Consider the following 25,479-nt stretch of genomic DNA (forward strand, 5'->3'; position numbering starts at 1 on the left):
TTGCTGCCGCAAAGGCAGACGCCGCCTCAAACGCACCTCAACGTGGGCGTTAGAACTCACGTGAACCAAAGTGCCAACCGAACCCTCGAAAGCGAATTGGTCGCGATCGCAGGCGCAACCCCTTGGCTGATGCAGGCGCTCACCGAAGCTCAGAAGCTCAACCTCAATAATTGGTGTATTGGTGCGGGAGCAGTCCGCTCAGTCGTTTGGGACAAGTTGCACGGATTCACTCAGCCTACGCCAATCTCAGATATTGACCTTGTCTATTTTGATCCACAGCAGGCCGACCCGGCGGCAGATCAAGCGTTAGCTGCCAAACTTCCAGAAGTTCTTTCTGCTGCAACTTGGGAGGTCGTGAATCAGGCGTCCGTCCACACCTGGTACCCGCAAACATCAGGAAAGCCCGTTACTCCATTCACCTCACTTGAAGAAGGTATCGGCTCATGGCCTGAGTACGCCACGGCTGTTGGAGTCACACTGAACAAGGATGGATCAATTGGCGTTGTGGCGCCGCATGGGCTCCAAGATCTATTTGGTATGGTTGTGCGGCACAATCCCACTCGGGCCACAGCTGAAATGTACAGAGCAAGAATGAAGCAAAAAGCCTTCTCCCAGAAGTGGCCGAAAGTAACCGTATGTGGGGAGAAAAGTGAGTTCTAACAACACGTTGGAGGTGACGTTTGACCCGTCGCTGACCTTTGCTGCCGCAAAGGCAGGCGCCGCCTCAAACGCACCTCAACGTGGGCGTTGGTGCCACTCAGCGTGATCTCAGAACCGGAACGTCGAAACTTTCACCCGGCGGTAAGATTTTTGATCGGCGGTGTTGCCTGCCTGTTTTGGTTCATTGCCGCGGGCAACGGAGCGGAAGCGATGGGGCGTGGTGCCATTGATCTCGGCAAGCTGAATGTTGCTCTTGGCGCTTCGGTTTTTGCGTTTGCCGCAACAGTGATGGCTGCTTTTGGTAGAGCGCCATCGTGGTCACTCTGGTTTTTGCCTGAGGCAATTCGGAAACCGCAAGATTCTTATGGATATTCGTTCGGTGGCAATGCCCCACTTTTAGCTATTTTCGTCATCTTGCTTCTCGGTATTGGTCTTATTGCTACGGGGGCTATTGGCGTGCTAAGTGGAGAGGTTTGGTTCGTTGGTCGCGGAGACGGAATTTACTTAATTTCACGAGTTCTCCAGCCTTCTCTCTACTGGTTTTTGGAGGTGTTCTATCTCTTTGGTGGCACAATATCTGTTCTCTTTGGGTTCAGAGAGCTTTGGGGCGGTAGCTGATATGCATCGATTTCAGCCTTGGGTGCAAATGGCACCTAACAACACGTTGCAGGTGATATTTGACCCGCTGCCCACTTTTGCTGCCGCAAAAGCGGTCATCGCCTCAAACGCACCTGAACGTGGGCGTTGGGCGGCAAGTCATAAGTATTCGCAAGTGCTGAAGCAACAAAGGTGAAACTGAAACCTAAAAGGTGTCAGATTGACTGAAAACACATCTGTTTTCGGTGCAGATTGTGCTCGATGAACGCGGGGCACACGTTGGCATCGGACATGGGGAAACTTCACATTGGTCGAGGCGGCTTCTTAGATTGCTCGCAAGGTCGTGTAAATCTTGGAGATCGGAGCTATTTACGGGTACACCGCAACTGTAGAAGCACTGCAGCGATTCAGTGTAAATGGTGCAGTCAGAATCAGATGTGCAGTAATTTGCATCGTCGACCGCTGAATGCCATAGATCACGTGCTGTAGTTGTTTCGTGCTGAGACGTGCCGCAGTCACTGCTAGCACTCTCGCAGCCCTGGAGCACGTAGACAGCCAGGAACGCCCCAAGAAAAGCCAACTTTGGAGAGCTCATCAATTTTCTCGGTGGTTGAATTGAGTGCGAAGTCCCCAGCCGCTTGCATGTTAACTGTTAAATGCCGAATAGTAGACACACGAGTTGACGGGTATATGACAAACTGGTCCAGCAAGATATTCGTAACGTCGGTATATTCGGCCTTTGTCTTTGAAACCTGTGGTTTCTGGCCTTCATGAAATCTGCCCAACTTGGTATCGGACGTTCGTTGCGATTTGGTGATCGACCGCAAAAGGCACGTCTGACGCCTTCATCTGGATACTTGAACGCCAGTTAACTGGAGGGAAGCCGACCAACAGAGCTCCTATTTCTGCCGGTCGGCGGTGCCGATCAGATATCCATGTGCTCGGCTATTTCTAGGGCGTCATCGACCTCAATCCCAAGGTATCGCACAGTGCTTTCAAGCTTGGTATGGCCAAGCAGCAATTGAACAGCACGCAGGTTTTTGGTGCGCCGGTAAATCAGCGAGGCCTTGGTTCTGCGCATCGAATGCGTTCCGTAGTCAGCACCTTCGAGTCCAATCTCACTGACCCAGCCTTGAACCACTCGCGCGTATTGACGGGTGGTCAGATGCGGAGACGCATGGACACGGCTCGGGAACAGATAATCCGAACCACCAAGCTGTTTCTCATCGATCCATCGCTGAACAGCCGCGCGGGTTTGTTCAGTGACCTCAAATTGCACCGGCTTTCCGGTCTTCTGTTGGACCACGGCCGCTCGGCGAACCAACTGACCGCCATGGATCAAATCACTGACCCTCAGCTTGACCAGGTCGCAACCGCGAAGCTTTGAATCAATTGCCAGGTTGAACAGAGCCAGATCTCGTGCCGACTTCCTCAGTTGGAGTCGGACGCGAATCGCCCAGACCTCTTGCAGCTTCAAGGCCGTTTTTTGGCCGACAAGCTTGCCCTTATTCCAAGGGATGTGCGTTTGTGTTGTTTCCATCGACTTCACTGGCAAGCCGTAAGTACGAGCCTCAAGCGTCACAAATTAAATCAGTGACCTACCCAAGTGTAGTGAGCCACATTTAATGGAACATTAGATCGAGTCACATCTTTCGCCAGGCAAGGCGCACCGACGAGTCATAGCCGTAGCTATGGTGAGGAAGTGCAACGCTGAATGGCGGAAAATGAGGCCGATATAAGTTCCGGACAGTGTGACTCACTACACTAGCGACAAGAACCCATTCGGATTAACGGCTGGATTTCAATGAGCCATGCCGAATGTGATGTCCATCTTGAGGCATCAGCTATTCTTTAGGCGAGGTGACGACCGAGCGACCTGTCACAATATAGACAAGCAGGGAAACACCGAACGCCAAGATAAAGCCTATGATATAGCCCGTGTAGTTTGGCACTCCGACCTGAAATGGAAATACAGATCGGTGAACGGTTTCACCGTCTTGAGCGGTGAGCATGCCGATGTACCAGCCCGGCTCAATGAAGGAATGCGTAAACGTCAGAGTACCTCGTGGATATTTCGCGGAAGGCAAATTCACGAGCGTGTTTTTTTCTATTTCCGCCGCGTCACCAAGATCTTCGTAGGTGCCATCTTTTCCAACACCATTGACATCTCTAAGCACACGAAACTCGACATTCATGCCCCGAAGCCGACGCTCAATGAAATCGATAACAATGATCGCTTTTCCAAGTTCCGGAATATCTTCACAGAACTCCTGAGTCGCTCGCTCCTCGGGCTGATAACCGGTGAAGTGTGCTCGCATACCAGAAATATTGATGACACAGGTGTCATCTTCCATCGACACACCGCCGTGCCCTAAGGCAGCGGTCGAAAAAATCACTGACAATAGCACCGTTACCTGGCGAAGCATCAACCGAACACCGGAATCATCGGCCCACCAAATTCAACCAAGTAGCGCTGGCCATTCTCATCGAAGAAGTGCAACAAACCTGCCACTACGGCATCCGGAGAAGCGATCATGGTCGTCATGCGTTCGGTTTCCCAAAGGGCGTCATCCGCAAAAATGGTCACGCGTTTGGTTTCTCCTGGATGAATGGCCCCACCCTCCACGCGGAGAGCATCAGATGCCACTAGATCATGACTGTCGCGGGGCTGAACATCGAGAATCTTCGGATTAATAAAGCGCAGATTACCTGCCGCAAATTCACCAATGCGAATGGGGCTATCACCCTCATTGGTAATATCAAATTCCACCATAAAGCTTCTTCCGGGAATCCGATATCTCGCCTGCTTCACTGTTAACTGAATGGGTGGTGCATATAAACCTACGTTAGGGCTGTCGACCTTGCCGGTTTGTAGCGGTGTCGTTATTGGCCACGTTTCCTGAGTATACATGTATCCACCAACGATCAAACTGAGCGTCAGAACCAGGAAGACTCCCCCTGCCCGCCGATCTGATTTTGTGAGAATTTGATCGGCATTTGCGGGCCCCAGCTCAGTGACATCCCGGAAGCGAGGAATAATGATGGGGCATTTGGTTAACCAATATACGAACCAACTCAGCCCCACTGCAAACCATAATATGGACCAAAATTTAACATTAGCCATACCGTAAGATTCAAGATCGATGGTGTCACCCAACAATGTCTCAGCATTGTTTGAGAAAGGCACTCCTCCATCGACCACTTCAACCCAAAGCCCCGGGCCGATTATCGGCCCCGTTCCTTTGATATTAATCACTGGGTGCACGTGATAGCGACCCGATTTTCGTGCCTTCAGCTGAATCTTATAGTCGTAAAGATGCCCCGGCTTAAAGGACGTGGAGCGAATCATTGGCTCATCATTCACGCGAGAATCGAGGCGCACAAAACTTGGCCCAGGCACGCCAATATTGAGAAATGCAGTACCCTCAATTGAATCCACATGATGTGGCCAAAACTTGGAGGGCATGAATTTGCCGGTAACGATCAATTCATCGTTGATTTCAAGTTTCGTGGTTGAGACATTCAAATCCACCCAATGCACTGTACGCATTCTCAGCTGGGGCATTTGAGCCCTCTCACCGTGTGCAAGCGCAAGTTCAGGAACAGCAGTGGCAAAGAGTGCAAACAAACAGGCACCAATCCGTTTGTAATTTATCATAACTTATTCCTACACAATTTTACGGATCCAAATCGCCTTAGCACCTAAATATCCAACCCAAACCCAGAGCCAATAATTCAGAATATTAAGAAACCCGGCAAAAACTGCAGTCAACGGGGTAACCGCTTCACCAAATGTACGCAAGGTCGCTTCTTCAATAATCCGAACATACTCCGGTATGGCGGTACGAATATATTCATAACCCATTAAATCGGCCACAGTTAGCATGGTTCCATGCAATTCAACAGGAACTTGAAATGGCGCGAGTAGGGGCCAGTTCAATGGGTAAATCAACAAGCCAAATGCGAACCCGCCAAACAGACCGGTCCAAAAGAAACTTCTAGTCAGGAGTAGCAGACAATCCAGCAATAAACCCAAGCCAATGTATGTCGAAGGCCATACAAAGTTCATCGGAAAATCTGCAAACAGATGAAAATTCAGATATCGGCTGACCCAGGCAGCAGCGGTCAGACATAAGATAGTGAGTGTTCCGCCCAAAGGTAGTCGCAATCTATCCCAAAGAAGATACCCAAAAACACCGGGTAAAACGGTTAAGGCGAGTGGTGTAACCAATGGCCACCAGCGACGATCACGCCAATCAACCCAATAGTCCCAATCTCCCACTAATAATGCGAAATGAAAGCTGAATATTCCGGCAAATAACAAAACTACAAGAGGGATTGCCAGTAAATCAACTTGTATAAAGAGCTTGCGCTGCTCACTCTCGGATGTCATTCCAGACCGAAGAGACTCCGAATTTGCTGTATCAATCATAGATGTAGACATCCTTCAGGCAACAACAGCCGCCCACAAGGGACAGAATGAAAATTGGCCGTGTCAAATAAAAAGGAAGGGTTCACCAGGACTTCATGAACCCTCCATTTGGGGAGACAAATACAATTACAATCCTGATCAGTGGCTCATGCTTGCTGGCTTTCCAGGATTTTGCCCAATCACCCGGCTTAACTCGGTCATCCTGCGAAGGATTTGGACCAGCAGACCGCCCGCAGCAAATGCTGACCATCCAAGAAGGACAAACCCCCAATGAATTGGCGCCGCAAAAAGTTCTTCGGCATAAAAAAAGGTGTGGCCCCATTCATTAAGGCCTAGATTAGGCATGATCATTATTGGACCGGCCACAACAATGGCAAATGACACCGAAAGCCTATTTGCAAATTCCGGCAAACGCGTCCGTGCATACAGAAATGATGTCATCGCACTAATGATGAAGCACGGTATTCCAAAATAGAAAAGTGTGATGTGTGTGGGAGTAAAATCGGTGTCCCTGACGGTCACTTGATGCCATGCTGCATCTGCCTCTGTGAACGGCGATGCCACGAGGTAAGCAATCAATCCGAACATTAGAATCATGCTAAGCAGTACCAGGTAACGCCTCAGTTCTTCGGCGGGTGCCAGTTCATCAAGATTGCGGTCTCGCGTCCAAATCAACCAAGCCGCAATCCCGCAACCAATCGCTGTCAATACGGGTAGCTGAACGTACAACAGTGTCATCCAGTATTTTTGAAATTCTGGCGAAAAGTAGTCCAAGCCTACGGTAAATGCAGTTGCATGCTGGTATACGCGATACAGCAAGAAGACAACTCCAACCCCAACTGCTGCAGTAACAAATTTTGCCCAAGGTGCTTCAGGCGCAATATAACTGTGATTTGACATGTCGCTGTCTCCTTAAAAGACTAACTGTTACCCACTTCACTGCAGGTGTTTCGATTCTAGGTTCACTTCCACAGATTGTCAATAGTGCCTATCTTCACTATGCATTGATAGTGAAATACAAGTGACGTTTGGCGTCATTCGAACGGGTAAAAACACGATTCGAAATTGATCATAACCAGCCACAATCCGTTTAGTTAACGGTTTATAGCATCCTACCCTGGATTTGATTGAGAACTTTCAAGAAAACTCTCAATATAGGCTTTCAATTTCCGTTGATGAACAATGCAAAAAATTGTATTAATCGCTGGAACGACGACATCCACCAATGCAGTTGTCTCAGCAGGCGGCAGGTCATGGATACGTTTACGCAGAATTTTTATTTCCTTCTCCACACACCTGTCCGCAAGTTCATAGATAAAGAGCAAATCCTTTGGACTGAAGCCCCGTTCCTCCGATATGCCTGCGTCACGCATCTTTATCCATAAACGAGTAATCTCGACATCCGATACTGTGGCAACTCCGCTTTTTGCCAAAAACAGGTGATCACGCAACTCTTTCTGCTCACGCGTAGAGAGTCCCATTTCCTCTGCTAGATCTCCCGGACTGGCACCCACACTAAGATCATCATGATCCTGGCCTAAGCGAGCCCTAATCCCGGACAGGATTTCTAGCTGTGGTTCTGAAAAATCGAAATCTCCGGAGCCTTGTAGAAGGCTTTTAATCGCTTTGAGCGGTAAAAAACGCTCATGCTGGAGCTTTTTAATCAGCGCAAGTGTTTCCAGATGTTGCTCCGAATACCAACCAAGATTCTTCGATGTCTTAACTGGCGGCGGTAACAACCCTTCCTTCAAATAAAAGTGGATCGCCTGCCGGCTGAATCCCGATCTGGAAATAATTTCACTTATTCTATAAGGGTGACCGTCTGGCCCCTTAACCTTCGTTCTGCTCATGCCACGATTGTAACACCTAGTCATAGCCCTTATGGCATCAGAAAACTACGAACGCCAGAGTATGTGCCTACAACAATCTCATCAGCGCTCACAAGCAAGGTAGTAATACCACCGGCATCGCTGGCATCGCCTAGCCAATCTACCGGCAGACGGTTGATCCTCACCTGTCCATCATTTTTTCTCAATCTAAATATCTCGTTACCCGCTGCGAGATACACGTCGCCGGACCCGCTACGATCGCCACCGTACACCGACTTGGTGCTTCCCAAATCCAGCGATTGCCATGGCGACATCGCCGGATTCTGGGTGAAGAAGGTGTTGCCCCGCATGCCGCCGACCACTGCCCCTTTCTTCCCCGCAGGCACGATCGTAAAAATTGACCCTTCATAGCTAACATTGGAAACATGCCACTTCTGTCCGTCAGTCGAGTGAGCAACCGTGCCCATCTCTCCAACGATCAGCAAGGATTTATCATTCAACTCGCGAATGGCATTTAGGTGTGGTGGTAGATCAAGAAACTCTTCCACCTGCACCGTACGCCAGGTTTTACCCCCGTCGATCGAATTCATGAAGAGACCGAATGCCCCTACGGCAAAACCGATTTTTTCGTCAGTGAAGTGAATATCCAAAAACGGTTTTTGCAATTCTGCATTCCGTTGCGCGATTGTCCAACTCAACCCCGCATCTTGGGTCATCAAGATGACTGCATCGTGCCCGACCGCCCACCCCTTTTTACCGATTAAAAATACAGCATTTAGCAAGCTACTAACCGGGCTTTGGATTTGCTGCCATGCGCCTCGCCCCACACGCCGCAAGATAATTCCGCGTTCACCGACACCGATTTCAACATTGTCACTTACAGCAAGATCGTTTATTTGTGCGGACAGCGCTAAGGGCATAATTTCCGATGGAATCGGTTCATTTGCGCGACTAGGATTTGCTATGGCTAACATCGAAACTGTGCATAGTGCCGCGCACACAACTATTTTAAAATTGCACATGGAGATTATCTCGGAATTGTCGGTTGAGGCGATACCCACGGAATCGCACTTAAAACTGGTACTTCACAAAGAAACCTAAGTTGTCCCTGTCCTGGTAGAGGTTGTTGGCGCCCCCTCCCCAAAATGCGTTGTAGGTTAGATTCAAAGACAAAGATTCTTGATAACGCAATTCGAGAATGGTGAACAACTGGTTCCGTCCCTCAACAAAGTTCCCACCCGGTCCAGGAGAGTTACCCTGAATATCAGTCTGCCAAATGAACAGGGGCGCAATGCTAATTCCAGGAAATACAGACTCATAGCGAGTCAGAGCGACCAATCGATAGCCCCAAGAAAGTTCATCTGCAAAAGCGTCCTTAGATGCTTGGAATGGATTGAATCTGAGTCCATCAGGGCCAAAACTACACGTTTCTGTGGCCGCACATGCCAAGCGTGATCGATCGGCGCCACTCCCATCAGCACCGGCACTTGCATGTGTTGTTGCTGACAAAGGACCTTCAATCTGCAATTCATCGAAATTTGGCATATTGCTGACCCATGTCGCCGCCAACTCATGAAGCAATATCACCTGGTCCGCGCCAATCCAGTTTTCAGATCCGCCCAGAACGCGTGTGGCCCCTAGGTTAAATTGAAAAACCTTGCCGGGAATCCAGCCTTGAACGTAACTCCGAGGAGCGGTCTCCCCTAATGGAATGTTGCGGAATGATTCCAAAAAGCTAGGAAAAGAACGACGCGAGCCAGGCACCGACCCGACCGCAAGGTTGATCGTATCAAAACGTGGATGCTCGCCGTTTTCATCGATGTAGTCATTACGCGGATACAGGGAATAATTGCGTCCGCCGTCTTCGGTGAAGCCCACGGAATTGGTTGTACCCGCACACTGAATATCCTCATGATCGCAACGCGATAGTGAGGGTCCCAGCGCTGTAAACAGCACATCAATCAAGGCAACTTGCAGCGGCACATTAGGCCTGTAGGCCACCTCGCCCTGGAATGAATACTCTCCATAGGTCGTGTTAAAACTAAGACCAAACATTTGAAGATCTTCTGGATATTCCAAAAATATATCTGGCTGATCAAGCGGCACCACATTGGAAAATTCCTGATTTGGTTTCGGCACCAGTAAACCCGCCAGCCCATTGACGACACCGAGTGGTGAGCTAAGCACTTGTTCGACCGCCCCGAGATCGTTCAGCGCCACACCAGGGCTTAATGCAATCAACGCGGTCAAATCGAGGACCAACTGAGTGACTCCCAAGGTCGAGCTGGATAACGGCAGGTTATCGCAAACTTCGAGCAACTCCAGTGTATTTGTGGCGTCGATACCCGCACTGTTGCCTTCCCGCCGGGCACAACTGGGGATCGATGAAATCGCACTCACATAGGGTAGCTTTGAGTGATAATTCATGAAATACAGACCGAATCCGGTGCCGTTGTTCAAGCCTTCTGCATAATAATTGAATGAGATACCAAACTGCCCCTGATCTCGGGGGTTGCGATCCGCTATTCGATCGATCGTTGCCGAGGTGTTGGCGATTGTTGTCAATGGGTTGTTCAGTGGTAGGGCAACGCGTTCAGGATCAACGGCGGAACCACCAAAACTCGCGTTTACATGATCAACCAAATCGTAAGTGCCCACGTCAGCAAAAGACATCAGGCTCCCTGGCGTCGGAATCTCAATGGGTTCCCATTCATATTGGTAATAAGCGTCCATCGAAATTTCACCCAGCACAGGCACTGAAATTCGAGCCATTCCCACAGGTGAGAACAGCTCTTCCAGCAAGCCAAAACCTATGCGGTACAGACTATTGACGTTGACAGGGTTCGCTTGATTTACACTATTGATCACAGCAACAGTGCTTTCTCCCCAGTTAATCTGCTGCCGGCCCACTCGAACCAGTGCGCGCCGATCACCCGGCAGATCAAATGCGCCAAAGACATTGGCATCAAGCAGGTCGTAACGCATGCCTAACTGGCGTAGAGCCTCATCATCATCGCGTTCTGAACGAACCTGAGCACCTGCCCCATAAACAGTCGGCAGGTAACGGTTTTCAATCAAATTTCCTGTTGGACCCGGGGTGTCGGTAAATGCGACATCCGCTGCATTTTCAGGCGTAATCGCATTGGGCTGATTGGTTACAAAATTTTTGTAGTTTGAATGATCATATATTGCGACTGTGCGAACAAATAGCCCGAAATCTCCAGATGTAATGGTTAGATCTTGGTTAAACTTCAAGGCGGCTTGGGTAATGTCGCCCTTATCGTAGAACAAGTTGCCATCATCGAAATTGTTTGAGGCCATGCCGGGCGAACGCGCCAGCTGTTGAGCGGGGTAGATTTGCTCACGGTGCAAGCCTTGGCATGCTTGGTATACCCCTGCACACACGTCAGGATTGAGACTACCTTTACCGACTAGATAATCCTTGCGATCTTCGATGCGCCACTGGGTGCCCAGGGTTGCCGTATTATTGAGTACTGCTTGGAACGGCTGGTCCAGCAGATTAAAACTGAACGTAGCAGAAATCGCTTCGGGCACTATTAATATCGCACCAATCAACGCAAGCACACTCCGCCCATTGCAACCTTGGATTGCCATAGTTATATCTCCTCATTGTTAGGCCCTGAGGTCACTGCCCCAGGACCTCGGTCAATCTATTTAGATGCCTTACGCTGAACAGAACTTGCTTCAAAAAACTTGTCGTCGTAAGTCACGGTGTTGTCATACGGCTCATCTTCGTTAAACATCGCCGTGACAAAGTAGCGACCAGAATTGAAGTGATAGATCACCTCAGGGACTGTTGTCGAAGCCAACATTGCCGAAAACTGAACAAGATGCCCCTCTTGGAATTGCATCAGTTGACCTTGGTGGTCGTAATCATCGATCATCACGATGTTCCAGGTATCTTCGTCAAAATACATGGTGCGTTTACTGAAGGTGTGGCGTTGATCCGGCTTATTCTCTGCCTCAACCACCCAAACTCTATGCAACTCGTAGCGAGGCAGGTTTTGGTTGATATGCCCCGGCTGAGCAATATCCGCGTACTTCACAGAATCACCGGCAATTTTGTATGAGTTGTATGGAATCAACATTTCTCGCTTCCCGAGAAGTTTCCAACGGAAGCGCTCAAGCACACCGTTATACATATCAACCTGATCGTAAAACTGATGCCCATCAGTGCCTTCATAGGGGTTATCACAACAAACTGCGGGTGCCCGGCGAATACGTTTTAGTGCTGGTGCATACAACCAAGCCGCACGCCCTTCGGGGCCAAATCCGGCCTTTTCATGCACCAAAATGTAGGTACCCGCAATGCGTGGAGGCGAGATTGTTTGGGATAGATAACGAATGAATGTTGTGCCCGGCTGCAGTTCTGCCGGGTTCGGGTTTGCAATACTCGCGTAGTCAAACTGAACGTCTTCAACAATTTTTGTTAATGAAAATTTCCCATCCAATTGCACAATCATTTGATTGTTGTAGCGCCGTATGTTCTCGCCTCTCCACTTGGAACGATGATTCCACGGGATTTCTGCCCCACTTTGTGGAATTGGGAAAGGAAATCCAACGAAAGCACCCTGCGGATCATCGACACCATTTAATGAAGCTCGCGTCGCATTCTTAATGGTTTCTTCCTTGATGCGATCGGGAAAGTTCGCAACACGACGAGTCGGATACACGATCATCTTGTAACTATCGGGGTATCGACGGAATAGCTCTTTGTGACCGGCGGACATTTTGTCTATGTATTGATCTACATTCGCTGCCGAAACAAGATACGCAGGCCGGTCGGCCTCAACTTCCGGATTATTGGGAAACTCACCGCTCGCCTTGCCAAAAGGTTCAATTGGGGTCCACTCCGGAATACTGCCATCCTCATTCCCTGCGCGCTCGGCGCCAATCGGTGTCAGCGATTTGCCAAGTTTTTCTGCTTCTTGGGCACTGACGCCAGCCAGGCCAGTCGTTGAGGCAGTCAGAAGCGTTGCGACCAGCATCACCTTACATCTTGTCATTTCATCGTCTCCATATCGGTTACAAGAGGCTCGTCGCCCCTCCACGTTGTTTTGCATGAACCCTCACTTGTGTATAGTGTGGCTACACACGTTATACAAGCACACCCTAGCCGGCAGATCAAGCCCTTCGACAGTCGGATCGGTGTTTGCCCCGCTCAAGAACCGCCTGGTGGCAAATTAGTCCCCAGCCTTTCACTCCCAATTGGGTAAGTTCCTTATGCACGCAGACAATCTCACTGGATTCAGCAAATGGTATGTGGACGTCACCGTTCCGCTGATCTTCCATAAGAGAGGCGCTCTTTTGTCCGTATTACTCTTAATTACGGCGGCCTTGGCATGGCAAGCATCTCAACTACGTTTAGATGCCGGGTTCGAGAAAATGCTTCCTCTGGATCATCCCTACATTCAAGTTTTTAAGCAGTACGAAAAAGAATTCGGGGGTGCCAACTTAGTCTTGCTTGCCATTAAGCAGAATGATGATGTTGGCGATATTTATCAGGCCGACTTTATGCAAACGCTTCGAGACGCTACTGATTCCATCTTCTTTCTGCCCGGAATGGATCGATCGCGCGTGAGTTCAATAATGACCCCCGACGTCCGCTTTCTAGAGGTTATGGAATACGGGTTTCGCGGCGGTAATGTTGTACCCGCCGATTTCCAAGCAACGCCCGATATGTTGGAACAGGTCAGAAAGAATGTTGCCAAGGCCGGAATTATTGGGCGTCTGGTCTCCAATGATCAGACGGGCGCCATGATATTTGGCGAACTGCTGGAAAAAGATCCAATTAGCGGCAAAAAGCTGGATTATTTTAAAACCGCTGACCGTATTGAAGCAATACGACAACGTTTCATCAGCCCACTACGTTACGAGTTTGTGCTCAAGAAGAATTATGAAAGTCTATCGGCTGGCAGCACGATTCACGTCGCGTACGAGGACCCACGAGGCGCGTTTTTCAATTGGAAAAATTTGGAGCTTCGGTATCAGGCGGCCGATGACTCATTCGTTACCGGCTCTTTCAAAGGCTCGGATTTAGAAATCCGCGAGTCCGCTAACCCTGACTACAACCCCAACATTGATATTCATGTGATCGGTTTCGCCAAAATCATGGGTGATGTTGCGAATCACGCCGGTGAAGTAGTTGGCTACTTTGCCCTGACCATATTCTTGGTATGGATAGTGCTATGGCTGTATACCGGATCTCCGGTCATTTCGCTCCTGCCTTTATCCTGTGCACTTTTAGCCGTTGTCTGGGAACTTGGGCTGTTGCATCTACTCGGATTTGGCCTTGATCCCTTTGCGATTCTAGTTCCGTTCCTGGTGGTGGCAATCAGCATCTCGCATGGGATTCAAATTACCAGCTTTTGGCTGCTCGAAGCCGCCGAGAAGAGCTTAAGTAGCTTTGATGCATCGATGTCGACCTACAAACGACTCGTCGTCCCTGGAATCACCGCATTAATCACCAATGTCGTTGGCTTTGCCACGCTGATGTTGATTCCGGTCGGAATCGTACAAGAAATGGCAATCAACGCCAGTCTGGGCCTGATCGCCGTGGTCGTTTGCAAGAAGATTTTGCTTCCCTGCCTGCTATCGTTTGCGCCCATCAAGGATCCTAAAAAGTTTCAGGCTCATCAATTTAGACGAGATCGGATGCTTGCCCCAATATGGCGCAAAGCATCGTATTTAACTCATAAACCCGTTGCCCTCATCGCATTACTCGCAGTGGCTGCCACTTGGGGCTGGGCAGAAGTTGTAAAGAAAGACCTCGCCATCGGTGAATTGCATGCCGGCACGCCAGAGTTACGCCCAGACTCACGCTATAACAAAGATACAGACGCCATTGTCGAAAACTTCGCCATCGGCGTCGACGTTTTGAAAATCATCGGTGAAAGTGAGGCTGATAGCTGTATCCAGCATGAAGTGATCGACACCATTGATCGGCTATCTTGGCATTTACAAAATACGCCGGGTGTTCAATCAACGCTGTCACTACCCAAAATGCAAAAGCTGGTCTACAACAGCTACAACGAGGCAAATCCGAAATGGAACACCCTGCCCCGTGACTCCGGCGCGTTGGTCGTAACCGTGCAACCATTTCCTAGTTCAACGGGCCTACTGAACGAAGATTGCAGCGCGATACCACTTTTTGTATTCACTGCCGATCATAAAGCGACCACGATTGACGAGGTGATCGCATCTTTTCATGAATTCAATGACGCCCTTCCGCCAGAATCACCCATCAGCTTCAAACTGGCTACCGGTAATGTTGGCGTCATGGCGGCAACAAACGAGGTCGTACGGGATACCGAGCCAACCGTGCTCTTCTGGTTATATTTGTGCATCGGATTTGCTGTTTTCCTGTCCTTCGGTCGCACGCTAGTCAGCGTGATTTGCATACTCACCCCACTGGTTGCCGTTTCGGTGATCACATACGCAGTTATGGTATTTCTGGAAATTGGGGTGAAGGTTTCCAATATCGCGACAGTCGCCTTTGCCGCGGGTGTTGGCGTTGACTATGGCATCTACATTTACTCGATTCTTGAGGAAAATGTGAAACAGAAAGGGATGGCCATGCGAGAAGCGTACGAAAACACCCTGCACCAAACGGGCAAGGCCGTAGTGTTTACCGCCCTAGCCTTGGCCGCCAGTGTGGCGACATGGATGATGTCTGGACTGCAATTCCAGGTAGATATGGGAATTCTTCTTACCATAATGTTTGTTGCAAACGCCGTGGCCGCAATCATTATGCTGCCTGCCTTTGCGACCTTTTTGCTCAAAGCGCCCAAAGACCAACAGGGTGCTCAGCAAACTGAACCTGAGGTACTTGCAATTGACTGCACGACTTTAGCCAATGAGAAAGCGTAGGCAGGGCAATTCGATGAGTTCAGATGTGACCCAATCCACCTACCTTGAAAACGGCTGGTTTATTAATTCCGACCACCCCAAAATCAAAGCATTTTCAAAGCAGCATTCCGGCAACAGCAGGAAGGATAAAACGCGCAGTGTCGAGCTCTATTTAGCAGTGCGCGATTTAATTCCCTATGACCCATATACCATTCGGCAACAGCCAGAGTTTCTGAAAGCCAGTTCGACGCTTGCTGAAGGCCGCGGATTCTGCGTCGCGAAGGCGGTTCTGTACGCGGCGGTGCTACGTGCTTCGGGAATTCCCGCGCGCATTGGCTTCGCCGATGTGCGAAACCATCTGACAACGCCCCATGTAGTGGTCAAGTCATTTTGGCCAGTGGTTTAGAGATTTCCCAGAACCGCTGCTCTGCTTGATTCGGGGTTAATCCATGGTTAAAAGTCTGTGGTCTGATTTTGCTGTAGTAACTGACGTCCCCCCGATTTTGAGTAGCACTTCGTTTTGGAGTCCAATCGTCCCAGCACAGGAGATTGGACGTGAAGAAGCTTTACAGCGAAGAGCAGATCATCGGCTTCCTTCAGGAGGCGGAATCGGGGATTCCCGTGAAGGAGCTATGCCGGCGGCATGGCTTCTCGCAGGGGAGCTTCTACCTTTGGCGTAGCAAGTTCGGCGGGATGTCGGTTCCGGACGCGAAACGGCTAAGGGAGCTGGAGAAGGAGAACGCGCGGCTGAAGAAGATGTTGGCGGAGTCCCTGCTGGAGCAGGAGGTGACTCGCGAGGCGTTGAGAAAAAAGTGGTAGCCGCCCCAGCCAAGCGCGATCTGGTGCGGCACATTAAGTCGCAGGGGTTGAGTGAGCGACGGGCACTGGCCATTGCACAAATGAGCGCGAGCGCTCTGCGCTATCAGCCACGGCCGGATCGGAATGCCGCGTTGCGGAGGGAGATTATCCGACTGGCCCACCGTTACAAGCGATACGGCGCGGGGATGATTTATCTGAAGCTGCGGCAAACGGGCTGGCCGGTGAATCACAAGCGCGTGGACAGACTGTATGCCGAGGCTAGGCTTCAGGTGCGTCGCCGCAAGCGCAAGAAGGTCCCGATCAGCGAGCGACAGCCGCTCATTCGGCCGCAGGCCTCCAACGAGGTGTGGTCCATGGACTTTGTCTTTGACCGGGTTGCCGGCGGTCGATCAGTGAAGTGTCTCACCATCGTTGATGACGCCACACATGAATCTGTGGCCATCGTGCCGGCTCATGCCATGGGTGGCGCTCAGATTGCTCGCGCCCTTGATGCCATCGCTTTGAGCCGACCGTTGCCGACCATCATTCGCTCGGACAACGGGAAAGAATTCATCGGCCGCGCCATGCTGAATTGGGCTCACCATCGCGGTGTCCAGCTCAAACAAATCCAACCTGGGAAACCCCAGCAAAACGCTTATATCGAATCGTTCAATGGCCGCTTTCGCGATGAATGCCTGAATGAAAACTGGTTTGTCAGTCTCGAGCATGCCAAGCAGATCATTGAAGTGTGGCGGCAGGAGTACAACCGCGAACGGCCCAAGAAATCACTGGTGGTCTCACGCCTGCTCAGTTCGCCAAGAAGCCAGCCGAAAAGTCGGCTAAATTAACCTCGGACTCCGATGCCGAGTGCTACTGAAGTCGGGGGACGTCATGCTCATGACTCCATCCTCTCAAGGTTTGGAGTCTCCGGGAATCCCGGGGCGGTTCAGATGTCTGCGCCAGCGACACGCTGTGCCTGATGGACGCGATGAAAATCTTCACCCAATTGAGCCTGAACAGTTTAAACCGCAAAGACCAGATGTTTTACGATCCCGACGCAAAGTTTCGCGTCGAGCGGGTGATAAATTCCAATGGTGCGCAGGTCTCGCCTGGTGATTTGCTATTTATCGTACGCCCCGTACCTGACAAATGAGGTAGTGCGCCGCAAGATGCTACAGGCGGAATGTCCGTCGGGCGTCGATACAAGGACGCGGTTGTCGCCTCAATCAAGAATACTCTGATTCCATCATTGACGGATCGTCTCGTAGCTCACCTCGACTCCATGCACATAAAGCAATCCATCCACCAGCCGTAAAGACAGCAGATATCGAACGTAAAACAGAGTCGCCCGCCGAATCACGGATTCAGGAAACTTGAATTATCGGGTGTTAAACCAGCACCCACCCCGCCTAAAATTGCTTTGACAGCGTCCCTGCCTCATTCAGACGCCAGTGATCGAGCAATAATTTCTTTCATGATTTCGTTGCTGCCGCCATAAATCTTCTGAACTCGGGCGTCAGCGTACATTTGGGCTATTGGGTACTCCAGCATATAACCGTAACCCCCAAACAGCTGCAAGCATGCGTCGACCACCCTACATTGGTTGTCCGTACAGGCCAGTTTTGCCATCGATGCTGTTGACGTGTCCAACTCCCCCTTAACGGCTTGCTCGACACATCGATCTACGAAACTTCTTGCCAGGCTGGTATGAGTATGCAGTTCCGCGAGCGTAAATCGGGTATTCTGAAACTCGATCAACTTTTGACCAAATGCCTTGCGCTCCTTCACGTAATCAAGCGTAATCGCTATGGCCTGTTCGGCCGCAGCCTGTGCTCCCATTGCCAGGATTAATCGCTCATGGGGCAACTGTTGCATCAATTGCATAAAGCCTCGGCCTTCCCGGCCACCGAGTAAGTTCTCTGCTGGGATACATACGTCCTCGAAAAACAGCTCTGCCGTGTCTTGTCCCTTTTGCCCGATTTTTTCAAGCAAACGTCCACGACGAAAACCTGGCAGACCGTCAGTTTCCGCCACAAGCAGAGAAATCCCGCGTGAGCCGGGCAGGCTGGCATCAGTCTTGCAAACTATAATCAGCAAACCACAGTGCAAACCATTGGAGATGAAGGTTTTCGAACCGTTAACGATGTAATTGTCACCGTCGAGTCGGGCCGTGCTTCGTATGGACTGCAGATCCGACCCTGTTCCAGGCTCGGTCATTGCAATCGCTCCGACCATATCGCCAGACGCCAATTTGGGCAGCCAACGTTTCTTCTGATCCTCTGTTCCACATGCCAGAACATAGTGCACGACTATTTCGTGGACACCTTTCGCCCACGCGGTATTCCCAGCATACGATTGCTCCTCAAGAATAATGGCGTCGTGGCGAAAGTCTCCTCCTGCCCCGCCATAAGCCTCGGGGACTGCCGGACACAGAAGTCCTAAGGCACCCGCTTTTGTCCACAGCTCACGATCAACGGATTGCTGCTGTGCCCAGCGTTTCTCGTGCGGCGAAATATCTTCTGCAACGAAGCGGCGAACGTTGTCCCGAAAAACTTCAAGCTCACTGCTCATCCATGGTCTTTTGATATGCATACTCATGCCTTACATTGAGAATCCGCCGCCACATACCAGCGTTTGACCGCTTACGTAGTTCGACTCAGGCTGACAGAAGAGATACACGGCTCCAGCGGCTTCCTCGGGTGTGCCTCCACGACCGAGCGGGATGCTTGCTTCCATCATTTTTTTTAGTCCAGGATTAACCCCGACCTGAATTTTCTTACCTTCCACATCGATTGATGCATCACCGTCCGCGCTTGCCTCGGTCAGTCTGGTGTTAATCAGACCAAACGCCACGCAATTAACATTGACCTTGAAGCGCCCCCATTCTTTAGCCATGGCCTTCGTCAGGCCGATCACTGCCGCCTTGCCGGCCGAATAATTCGCTTGACCCGCATTTCCACCAGTGCCCGCGATGGAGGAGATATTGACCACCTTACGGAATCTCTCCTGACCATCTGCCGCTTCTTTTTTTGCTTGAATTCGGATGTATTCGGAGGCCGCGCGCATGATTCGAAACGGAGCGGTCACATGCACGTCAAGAATCGCTTGCCACTGTTCATCACTCATCTTCTGAATCACGCTATCCCAGGTATAACCAGCGTTATTGACGATAATGTCTAACCCTTGATAATTATCTATTGCCGTTTGAACAAAACGGTCGGGGAATGTGGCACCTGTCACGCTACCCGCGCAGGCTACCGCCTGCCCGCCAAGTGAACGAATCTCCTCGACCACTGCGAGCGCCGGAGCCTCGTCCATATCGTTGATAACCACATTGGCGCCTTCACTTGCAAGCTTCAATGCGATGCTTCGACCTATGCCTCGCCCGGAGCCCGTGACGAGCGCCGTTTGTCCTTCTAAATTCACAATTTAATCCCTTATTGAGGTTGCAATATGTAGCTGGCCATTCCTGTCAGCTTGATTTCATCGGCGGCGTTACACACCGAGAGTTCCAACTCAATCCGCTTGCGGCCATCGCCCTCGTTTTCTACCGCCGATACGCGTGATCGGCATCGGAGGCTGTCACCAACCTCAGTGATCTTTATAAAGCGCACCCGGTAACTGCGGAGCTGAAGCTGTGGTGCCCACTGGGTAACTGCGCGTCCCAGGTAGGCCATAACCAACATGCCGTGGGCAAAAACGTCAGGGAATCCCGCGGCACGAGCAACATCGAGATCAATGTGAACCGGGTTGTGATCACCCGAAGCGCCGGCAAATAGGGCAAGTGTGGTTCGCGTGATTGGTTCTATGGCCATTTCTGGCAGCGCCTCTCCGGTAATCCATAGATTGGCTGATTGTGTTGTCATTGATCCGTCCCGTGTGTATGCCTCACCACAATTACACTCGTGTTGTCCTGAATCGGCTGTCCGTTTTCCCGGGCGATATGGGTCTGCATGTGCATTAACTGCATGTGGCCACCTTTTTTGGTCGCCAAGTCGGTCACTTTGCTCTTAACGAGCAGAACATCCCCGGCACAGGCGGTATCGTAATAGTCGAATCGCTGTTCACCATGCAGGATGCTGGTCACAGGAACACCCATCTGCCCAAGCAGCTTGAACAGGTTTCCGCTCTCCATCTCGGCGGCAAACAAGAACGTCGGCAGGGCGGGAATATCTCTATACCCTTGAACTTTAGCTTCCTCAGCACACCGATATTCTTTGCGGGTTTCACCGATTACATTCGCGAATAGTTTCAATCTTCCCGCCTCCACCACAAAGCGCTCTGGAGGTAACTCATGGCCGACCCAATGATCTTCGATCATCTCACGCGACCTTTTGATAAATGGTCACGACGCAGGCCCCACCGAGACCGAGGTTGTGCTGAAGAGCCGTCCTAGCGTCGGAGACCTGTCGTTCACCCGCTTGCCCACGCAACTGCTGAACCAGTTCCGTGCATTGAGCCAATCCTGTCGCGCCAAGGGGGTGCCCCTTGGAGAGCAGGCCACCGGATGGGTTGGTAACAACACGACCACCGTAGGTGTTATCACCATCTTCAACGAACTTCTCACCTTCACCAATCGAAGCCAAACCGAGCCCCTCGTAGGTAATCAATTCGTTAGTCGCGAAGCAATCATGCAGCTCCACAACATCCAGATCCAGAGGCCCAATGCCAGCACCTTCGTAAGCCTGATTGGCGGCAGCGCGGGTCATGTCAGCCCCGACCAGTGAAATCACGGACCGGCTGTCGAAGGTCGATGGTCTGTCAGTTGTCATCGACTGAGCGACGATTCGAACCTGATGGTTTAACCCGTGGCGTTTGGCGAAAGACTCGCTGCATAACACTGCAGCCGCCGCACCACACGTGGGGGGACAAGCCATCAACCGGGTCAACGGGCCAATTAGTGAAGGTGAATTCATCACCTCCTCTTCAGTAACCTCTTTTTGGAACAAGGCCAGCGGATTTCGTGAAGCGTGGCGACTCGCTTTGGATCGGATTTTCGCAAAGGTTTCCGCCTTCGTTCCATAGCGTTCCATGTGCTGCATGCCCGCGCCACCGAAGTACCGGATTGCCATCGGAACTTCCGGATATCCGACCAATTCATCGCAAGCCTCATCGAACGACTCAAATGGCGAAGGTCGGTCATGAAAGTAACTCGCCAACGCACCGGGCTTCATTTGTTCAAATCCAAGCGCAAGAACACATTCCGCAGCTCCCGTTTCAATCGCTTGTCGAGCCAGGAAGAGCGCTGTCGAGCCAGTGGAGCAGTTGTTGTTGACGTTGATTACAGGTATACCCGTTTTTCCAACGCCGTACAGTGCGCGTTGGCCACAGGTCGAATCACCATAGACGTAGCCGACGTAGGCCTGCTGAATTCGCTCGTAATCAATGCCGGCATCCCGTAACGCAGCAATGGCCGCTTTGCGCCCCATCTCGTAATAAGGCTCAGAGTCGCCGGGCTTGGCGAATGGGACCATACCCACGCCACAAACTGCTGTGGAGGTTTTCATGAAACAAAGACTCCTGTAGTGATGAGTTCATCGTGATACGGGCGTATTGATGGTAACTGTGCACAACAGTCCCTTATGTCGGCCTCGTGCATTTCTGTATAGCATCACTATTCACTATATGTCAATGAAGGAATGATTAGAACGCCCCCCTCTGCCGCAACCAACGAATAAGCTGATCAGAACTCCCCGCCCACGGCCAGTGACCTTGGGATGACTCACAGTAACGCGTGGTCGCTTCACAATTCGACCAGTTCAAGCAACCCGCTGGCCCAAGCCAAGGTTCAACTGCGCAGCCATTGCACATCGCCAACCAATTGGCGGTATCCCGCCCATAATTCGGAAAATGTTTATCCTTAGCGCCATGCATCACCAGCACGTCGAGAGGCTTCGGACAAGATTTGTCCTCAAAGGCGTGCGTATCCCAACCAACGCCACTGAGAACGAGTCCATCCCCATTCACGGCGCCAACCGTGCCAAGCGCCAGCGCCAATGACGCTGTAGCGCCATTCGAGTGCCCCAACCACAGCACCCGATTGGGGTCTACACAGAAATCCAATGCTATTCGCTCGGGCAACATTCGATAACGATGCAATGTCGCCATGCTGAAGCGACCCGACGCCCCCACGAAGGCCACAACAAATCCGCTGGAAGTTAAAGTCGCGGTTAATCCCGCATGACGCTCGACCAATGCAGCTGACAGCCCGGCGGGGGGCAATACCACGGCCAAAGGCCAGGGACGGTCGGCAACGTAGTTGTCTGGCACCCGCACTTGGTAAGGTGGAGAATGTACAGAGGATTTATTATCCGACACGCTTTCTGTCCAACCAATACAGCCCGGCACCGGCACATTCGCACGCTTGGCCGGCTGGGTGCGAGCCGGCATCGCGTGCAGTTCCGCCCCCCAATGCAACAGACCAGAGAACCGTAGTACAACCGCCCCAATCACCGCGAACAGCAGGGCGCCTACGAGTTGGTGGCGCAACACATTAATGCTCTTCCGTTCGTTCCTGTCGCCGGGCGGAGTTCAATTTCTCCGGATCCCAATATTCAGCGAACTCACGATCAAACGCTGCCTGCTCGTCTACCGGCACACACAGGGCGTCCCCGCGCAACGCCCGCTTCGCTTCCCAATACGCATGGCGAGGCCAGGCCGACATGCTGGCCGCTTGCCGATGTGCCACCGACAAGGCGTCGTCAACAACCATGTCAACGAGTCCCAATGCTAGCGCACGTTCAGGCTCATGGATGGCCGCTCCCAGAAGAAGCGTTTCCAGCGATGCCGAAGGAACACGATATCGGAGTAATCGCAGCGCACGCGGTGGATATCGAATACCCAACGCTACGCCAGGCATGCCAATACGAATTTTCGAACCGCGGCTGAGAACTCGCTGATCGCAAGCCTGAGCTAGCAAACAACCACCAGCAATGGCATGCCCGTTAATCGCCGCCACTGTCGGTGCGGGATGTAAAAACAGGCGCTCAACGAATTCATCCACCAGCGTAATGACCTGTCGAGTTTGTTCGACATCTGTAAAGCTTGTGTCGATCCCCGCACTGAACGCGTGACCTGCACCCACGAGCACAATGGGGTCAGATGCCGCCTCCTCTAACGCTGCATTCATCGACTGCAAATTGTCGTGGCTCAAAATATTGGGTCCGCGCCCTTGGATAAGAATTTCCCGTATCACGACCCGACCTGCGTGGAATGCCCGAAATACCAGGCGTGACGAGCGAGCAGCCAAGATTGGATAAACGCTGTGATAACCGCCATCAGGAACAACAGGTACACCACCAAATTTGTTTCACTTCCGTTACCAGAGAGCCCTCGCACACCCAGAATGGCGGCCAGCACAAAAGCGGTGCTATTCAACCAAGCTGTCGCCTGTACACACAATGCAAACGGAAACCAGCTTGAATCCGGAAGAGAAATCGCTTTTGCCGCGCTTGCAAAAACCAGTACAACAATGGCATTCATCAGGCTGCCAACATGAGCGCGCCTCCAGGCGTCAGCATCCCAGTATGAGGCCAGTGTGATGTGCCACGGCAGCGGCCACACTTCTATCTGCCCGATCAAGGCAAAGGTATAGATAAGCCCCGCGAGCAAGCCGAATGCGAAAAGCGCGCCACCGCTAACAATCAGGCGCGAAAACTCACGTTGCTCACGCAACGCATTCCTCCCAGTCAACATGCTGATAGTCCGCTCGCAACGCTTTCTTATCGAACTTGCCGGTGGAGGTCTTTCGAATCTCATCAATGAATATATAGGCTTCAGGCAACATCCATTTTTCCATCTGTTGTAAAAGGTGTTCATTCAATTGCGCAGCCTCGATTGGGTCACCACTGCGAGTGACCACAATCGCCAGTGGCCTCTCGCCCCAGCGGTCATGCGCCTTGGCAATCACAGCCGCTTCCAGCACCGCGTCGTGCCCCATAATTTCATTCTCGAGGTGGACCGAAGAAATCCACTCACCTCCAGATTTGATCAAATCCTTCGTTCGATCGCTGATCCGGATAAAGCCATCTTTCTCAATGCTTGCCACATCTCCGGTACACAAATAGCCGTCTTCCGAAAATTTGTCAGAGGCATCCTCTGCACTGAGATAATCACCGGTAATCCATGGGCCTTGAAGCTGAATCTCACCCGTCGCTTCGCCGTCCCACGGCTGAGCGAGCCCGTCATCACCGACGATACGTGCATGAACAAACGGGGCCAATGCTCCGGCTTTGGCAAGTTGCTTGTATTGCTCATCTTCACTTTTCGCACGGTGCCAGGGCCTGAGCTGAGAAACAGCGGCCAGGGGCGAAGTCTCGGTCATCCCCCAGCCCTGAATAATGCTGTGCCCAAATTCCTGAAAAACTCTGATCATTGCTTCCGGCACCGCAGATCCCCCGACCAACATCCTCATCGATGGCAAGTCCCAATCCCCCGCCCGCTCTTGAAGCAGCTCGGCGATTCGCATCCATATGGTAGGAACACCCGCCGTCACCGTCACGTGCTCCGAGGAAAACAAATCCAGAATGCTTTCGCCGTCTAGATGCGGCCCAGGCAGGACAAGTTTTGCGCCGACCAACGCGGCCGAGTACGGCATACCCCAAGCATTTGCATGAAACATGGGCACCACAGGCAGCGCCACATCGTTACAGGAAAGTCCAATACAGTCCGGCAACGCGGATACCATGGCATGCAGACAGCTCGAGCGGTGAGAGTAGACCACTCCCTTTGGGCGACCTGTGGTTCCAGATGTATAACAAAGACCACATGGCGAATTTTCGTCCAATAGAGGAAATTCCCGCGTTTCCTTAACCGCTGTCAAGAAGCTCTCATATTCTTCCATGCCCTCTGGCACTTCATCATCAGTGAGACGCACCACGAAGATTCTTTCGAAATTGACAGAATCCGCAAAAGCATTGAATAGAGGCAACAGCACGTCGTCAATAATCAGAAACCGATCTTGTGCGTGATTCACGATCCAGGCGATATCGTCGGGAGGTAACCGCAAGTTCAAGGTATGGAGAATTCCACCGGCACGCGGTATTCCAAAGTACGCCTCAAGATGCTCACAGTGATTCCAGCACAATGTCGCCACACGCTCGCCAACCTGCAAGCCTGCATTCAGCAGTGCCTGGGCCAAAGCCTCGGACCGACGATAAACCTCTCCGTAATTTGAGCGCGCCAAGGAGCGATCTGGTAATCGGCTCACGACTTCAACGTCGGAAAACTGGGTACCTGCCCGAACGACAATGTCGTTCAAATTGAGGGGCACGTTCATCATGGTAGATTTCATAA

The 25,479-nt window shown here is 51.4% G+C and carries 22 protein-coding genes and 1 pseudogene; 6 read left to right on the forward strand and 17 right to left on the reverse strand.

Translation table 11 applies throughout. The features are described 5' to 3' along the window. Positions 1-660, forward strand: a 660-nt coding sequence (locus ATO7_RS07325) for a nucleotidyltransferase family protein (protein WP_206044835.1), incomplete at its 5' end; no start/stop codon positions are given. Positions 661-750: 90 nt separating this feature from the next. Further along, complete coding sequence (locus tag ATO7_RS07330) at positions 751-1,278, forward strand: hypothetical protein (RefSeq protein ID WP_146680213.1); 528 nt, start codon at positions 751-753, stop codon at positions 1,276-1,278. 904 nt (positions 1,279-2,182) lie between these two features. Here the strand turns inward: ATO7_RS07330 and ATO7_RS07335 are convergent. From ATO7_RS07335 to ATO7_RS07375, 9 genes are all read right to left on the reverse strand, one after another. Continuing rightward, the gene (locus tag ATO7_RS07335) at positions 2,183-2,797 is read right to left on the reverse strand and encodes a tyrosine-type recombinase/integrase (RefSeq protein ID WP_083561049.1); all 615 of its coding nucleotides are present in this window, start codon (positions 2,795-2,797) and stop codon (positions 2,183-2,185) included. Positions 2,798-3,101: 304 nt separating this feature from the next. After that, the gene (locus tag ATO7_RS07340; RefSeq protein WP_083561050.1) at positions 3,102-3,683 is read right to left on the reverse strand and encodes a hypothetical protein; all 582 of its coding nucleotides are present in this window, start codon (positions 3,681-3,683) and stop codon (positions 3,102-3,104) included. Next, entirely contained in the window at positions 3,683-4,915 is a 1,233-nt protein-coding gene (amoB, locus tag ATO7_RS07345) for a bacterial ammonia monooxygenase, subunit AmoB (RefSeq protein ID WP_083561051.1), read from the reverse strand. Before amoB ends, ATO7_RS07340 begins: the two co-directional genes overlap by 1 nt. 9 nt (positions 4,916-4,924) lie before the next feature. Next, complete coding sequence (locus ATO7_RS07350; RefSeq protein WP_206044836.1) at positions 4,925-5,689, reverse strand: methane monooxygenase/ammonia monooxygenase subunit A; 765 nt, start codon at positions 5,687-5,689, stop codon at positions 4,925-4,927. A gap of 138 nt (positions 5,690-5,827) precedes the next feature. Then, positions 5,828-6,589 (reverse strand): methane monooxygenase/ammonia monooxygenase subunit C, encoded by a 762-nt coding sequence (locus ATO7_RS07355; protein WP_083561053.1) that lies wholly within the window; start codon positions 6,587-6,589, stop codon positions 5,828-5,830. A 212-nt stretch (positions 6,590-6,801) separates the two neighbouring features. Further along, positions 6,802-7,539 carry a MerR family transcriptional regulator gene (locus tag ATO7_RS07360; protein WP_158523094.1) on the reverse strand — a complete coding sequence of 246 codons (738 nt, stop codon included), beginning with the start codon at positions 7,537-7,539 and terminating at the stop codon, positions 6,802-6,804. 29 nt (positions 7,540-7,568) lie between these two features. Further along, the gene (locus tag ATO7_RS07365; RefSeq protein ID WP_158523095.1) at positions 7,569-8,492 is read right to left on the reverse strand and encodes a WD40/YVTN/BNR-like repeat-containing protein; all 924 of its coding nucleotides are present in this window, start codon (positions 8,490-8,492) and stop codon (positions 7,569-7,571) included. A gap of 97 nt (positions 8,493-8,589) precedes the next feature. Further along, positions 8,590-11,133 (reverse strand): DUF1302 family protein, encoded by a 2,544-nt coding sequence (locus ATO7_RS07370; protein ID WP_083561056.1) that lies wholly within the window; start codon positions 11,131-11,133, stop codon positions 8,590-8,592. A 56-nt stretch (positions 11,134-11,189) separates the two neighbouring features. Next, positions 11,190-12,602, reverse strand: a complete 1,413-nt coding sequence (locus tag ATO7_RS07375; RefSeq protein WP_206044837.1) for a DUF1329 domain-containing protein — start codon at positions 12,600-12,602, stop codon at positions 11,190-11,192. A 160-nt stretch (positions 12,603-12,762) separates the two neighbouring features. Between ATO7_RS07375 and ATO7_RS07380 the strand changes: the two genes are divergently transcribed. The 4 genes and pseudogenes from ATO7_RS07380 to ATO7_RS16945 all read left to right on the forward strand — a co-directional run bounded on the left by ATO7_RS07380 (position 12,763) and on the right by ATO7_RS16945 (position 17,338). After that, positions 12,763-15,408 (forward strand): efflux RND transporter permease subunit, encoded by a 2,646-nt coding sequence (locus tag ATO7_RS07380; RefSeq protein ID WP_083561767.1) that lies wholly within the window; start codon positions 12,763-12,765, stop codon positions 15,406-15,408. Positions 15,409-15,433: 25 nt separating this feature from the next. Further along, positions 15,434-15,793 (forward strand): transglutaminase-like domain-containing protein, encoded by a 360-nt coding sequence (locus ATO7_RS07385; RefSeq protein WP_206044838.1) that lies wholly within the window; start codon positions 15,434-15,436, stop codon positions 15,791-15,793. A gap of 149 nt (positions 15,794-15,942) precedes the next feature. Continuing rightward, positions 15,943-17,062 (forward strand): annotated as a pseudogene (locus tag ATO7_RS07395) (IS3 family transposase). A gap of 111 nt (positions 17,063-17,173) precedes the next feature. Further along, positions 17,174-17,338: a hypothetical protein gene (locus ATO7_RS16945; protein WP_158523097.1), complete on the forward strand. Its 165-nt coding sequence runs from the start codon at positions 17,174-17,176 to the stop codon at positions 17,336-17,338. Positions 17,339-17,622: 284 nt separating this feature from the next. Here the strand turns inward: ATO7_RS16945 and ATO7_RS07400 are convergent, their stop codons facing one another. From ATO7_RS07400 to ATO7_RS07435, 8 genes are all read right to left on the reverse strand, one after another. Next, the gene (locus tag ATO7_RS07400) at positions 17,623-18,777 is read right to left on the reverse strand and encodes an acyl-CoA dehydrogenase family protein (protein ID WP_083561768.1); all 1,155 of its coding nucleotides are present in this window, start codon (positions 18,775-18,777) and stop codon (positions 17,623-17,625) included. A 9-nt stretch (positions 18,778-18,786) separates the two neighbouring features. Next, positions 18,787-19,611, reverse strand: a complete 825-nt coding sequence (locus ATO7_RS07405; protein WP_083561061.1) for an SDR family NAD(P)-dependent oxidoreductase — start codon at positions 19,609-19,611, stop codon at positions 18,787-18,789. Positions 19,612-19,622: 11 nt separating this feature from the next. Then, on the reverse strand, positions 19,623-20,051 hold the full coding sequence (locus ATO7_RS07410) for a MaoC/PaaZ C-terminal domain-containing protein (protein ID WP_083561062.1): 429 nt from the start codon (positions 20,049-20,051) through the stop codon (positions 19,623-19,625). After that, positions 20,048-20,506: an FAS1-like dehydratase domain-containing protein gene (locus ATO7_RS07415; RefSeq protein ID WP_083561063.1), complete on the reverse strand. Its 459-nt coding sequence runs from the start codon at positions 20,504-20,506 to the stop codon at positions 20,048-20,050. Before ATO7_RS07415 ends, ATO7_RS07410 begins: the two co-directional genes overlap by 4 nt. Position 20,507: 1 nt before the next feature. Beyond that, the gene (locus ATO7_RS07420; RefSeq protein ID WP_083561064.1) at positions 20,508-21,692 is read right to left on the reverse strand and encodes a lipid-transfer protein; all 1,185 of its coding nucleotides are present in this window, start codon (positions 21,690-21,692) and stop codon (positions 20,508-20,510) included. Positions 21,693-22,678: 986 nt separating this feature from the next. Beyond that, positions 22,679-23,380 carry an enoyl-CoA hydratase/isomerase family protein gene (locus ATO7_RS07425; RefSeq protein WP_083561065.1) on the reverse strand — a complete coding sequence of 234 codons (702 nt, stop codon included), beginning with the start codon at positions 23,378-23,380 and terminating at the stop codon, positions 22,679-22,681. Next, positions 23,377-23,859 carry a hypothetical protein gene (locus ATO7_RS07430; protein ID WP_083561066.1) on the reverse strand — a complete coding sequence of 161 codons (483 nt, stop codon included), beginning with the start codon at positions 23,857-23,859 and terminating at the stop codon, positions 23,377-23,379. Before ATO7_RS07430 ends, ATO7_RS07425 begins: the two co-directional genes overlap by 4 nt. Then, a complete protein-coding gene (locus ATO7_RS07435) occupies positions 23,852-25,477 on the reverse strand; it encodes a long-chain fatty acid--CoA ligase (protein WP_083561067.1) in 1,626 nt (541 codons plus the stop codon). The genes ATO7_RS07430 and ATO7_RS07435 overlap by 8 nt, the downstream gene beginning before the upstream one ends. Between the last annotated feature and the right edge of the window lie 2 nt (positions 25,478-25,479).

The organism is Oceanococcus atlanticus (assembly GCF_002088235.1).
Classification (GTDB): Bacteria; Pseudomonadota; Gammaproteobacteria; order Nevskiales; family Oceanococcaceae; genus Oceanococcus; species Oceanococcus atlanticus.

Excerpts from the sequence above, each read along its gene's own strand:
- ATO7_RS07375 (WP_206044837.1), bottom strand. The coding sequence starts at position 12,602 with ATGCAAAACAACGTGGAGGGGCGACGAGCCTCTTGTAACCGATATGGA.
- ATO7_RS07350 (WP_206044836.1), bottom strand. The coding sequence starts at position 5,689 with ATGATTGATACAGCAAATTCGGAGTCTCTTCGGTCTGGAATGACATCC.
- ATO7_RS07435 (WP_083561067.1), bottom strand. The coding sequence starts at position 25,477 with ATGAAATCTACCATGATGAACGTGCCCCTCAATTTGAACGACATTGTC.
- ATO7_RS07370 (WP_083561056.1), bottom strand. The coding sequence starts at position 11,133 with ATGGCAATCCAAGGTTGCAATGGGCGGAGTGTGCTTGCGTTGATTGGT.
- ATO7_RS07400 (WP_083561768.1), bottom strand. The coding sequence starts at position 18,777 with ATGCATATCAAAAGACCATGGATGAGCAGTGAGCTTGAAGTTTTTCGG.
- amoB (WP_083561051.1), bottom strand. The coding sequence starts at position 4,915 with ATGATAAATTACAAACGGATTGGTGCCTGTTTGTTTGCACTCTTTGCC.
- ATO7_RS07365 (WP_158523095.1), bottom strand. The coding sequence starts at position 8,492 with ATGTTAGCCATAGCAAATCCTAGTCGCGCAAATGAACCGATTCCATCG.
- ATO7_RS07380 (WP_083561767.1), top strand. The coding sequence starts at position 12,763 with ATGCACGCAGACAATCTCACTGGATTCAGCAAATGGTATGTGGACGTC.
- ATO7_RS16945 (WP_158523097.1), top strand. The coding sequence starts at position 17,174 with ATGAAAATCTTCACCCAATTGAGCCTGAACAGTTTAAACCGCAAAGAC.
- ATO7_RS07410 (WP_083561062.1), bottom strand. The coding sequence starts at position 20,051 with ATGACAACACAATCAGCCAATCTATGGATTACCGGAGAGGCGCTGCCA.
- ATO7_RS07340 (WP_083561050.1), bottom strand. The coding sequence starts at position 3,683 with ATGCTTCGCCAGGTAACGGTGCTATTGTCAGTGATTTTTTCGACCGCT.
- ATO7_RS07420 (WP_083561064.1), bottom strand. The coding sequence starts at position 21,692 with ATGAAAACCTCCACAGCAGTTTGTGGCGTGGGTATGGTCCCATTCGCC.
- ATO7_RS07335 (WP_083561049.1), bottom strand. The coding sequence starts at position 2,797 with ATGGAAACAACACAAACGCACATCCCTTGGAATAAGGGCAAGCTTGTC.
- ATO7_RS07360 (WP_158523094.1), bottom strand. The coding sequence starts at position 7,539 with ATGAGCAGAACGAAGGTTAAGGGGCCAGACGGTCACCCTTATAGAATA.
- ATO7_RS07355 (WP_083561053.1), bottom strand. The coding sequence starts at position 6,589 with ATGTCAAATCACAGTTATATTGCGCCTGAAGCACCTTGGGCAAAATTT.
- ATO7_RS07415 (WP_083561063.1), bottom strand. The coding sequence starts at position 20,506 with ATGATCGAAGATCATTGGGTCGGCCATGAGTTACCTCCAGAGCGCTTT.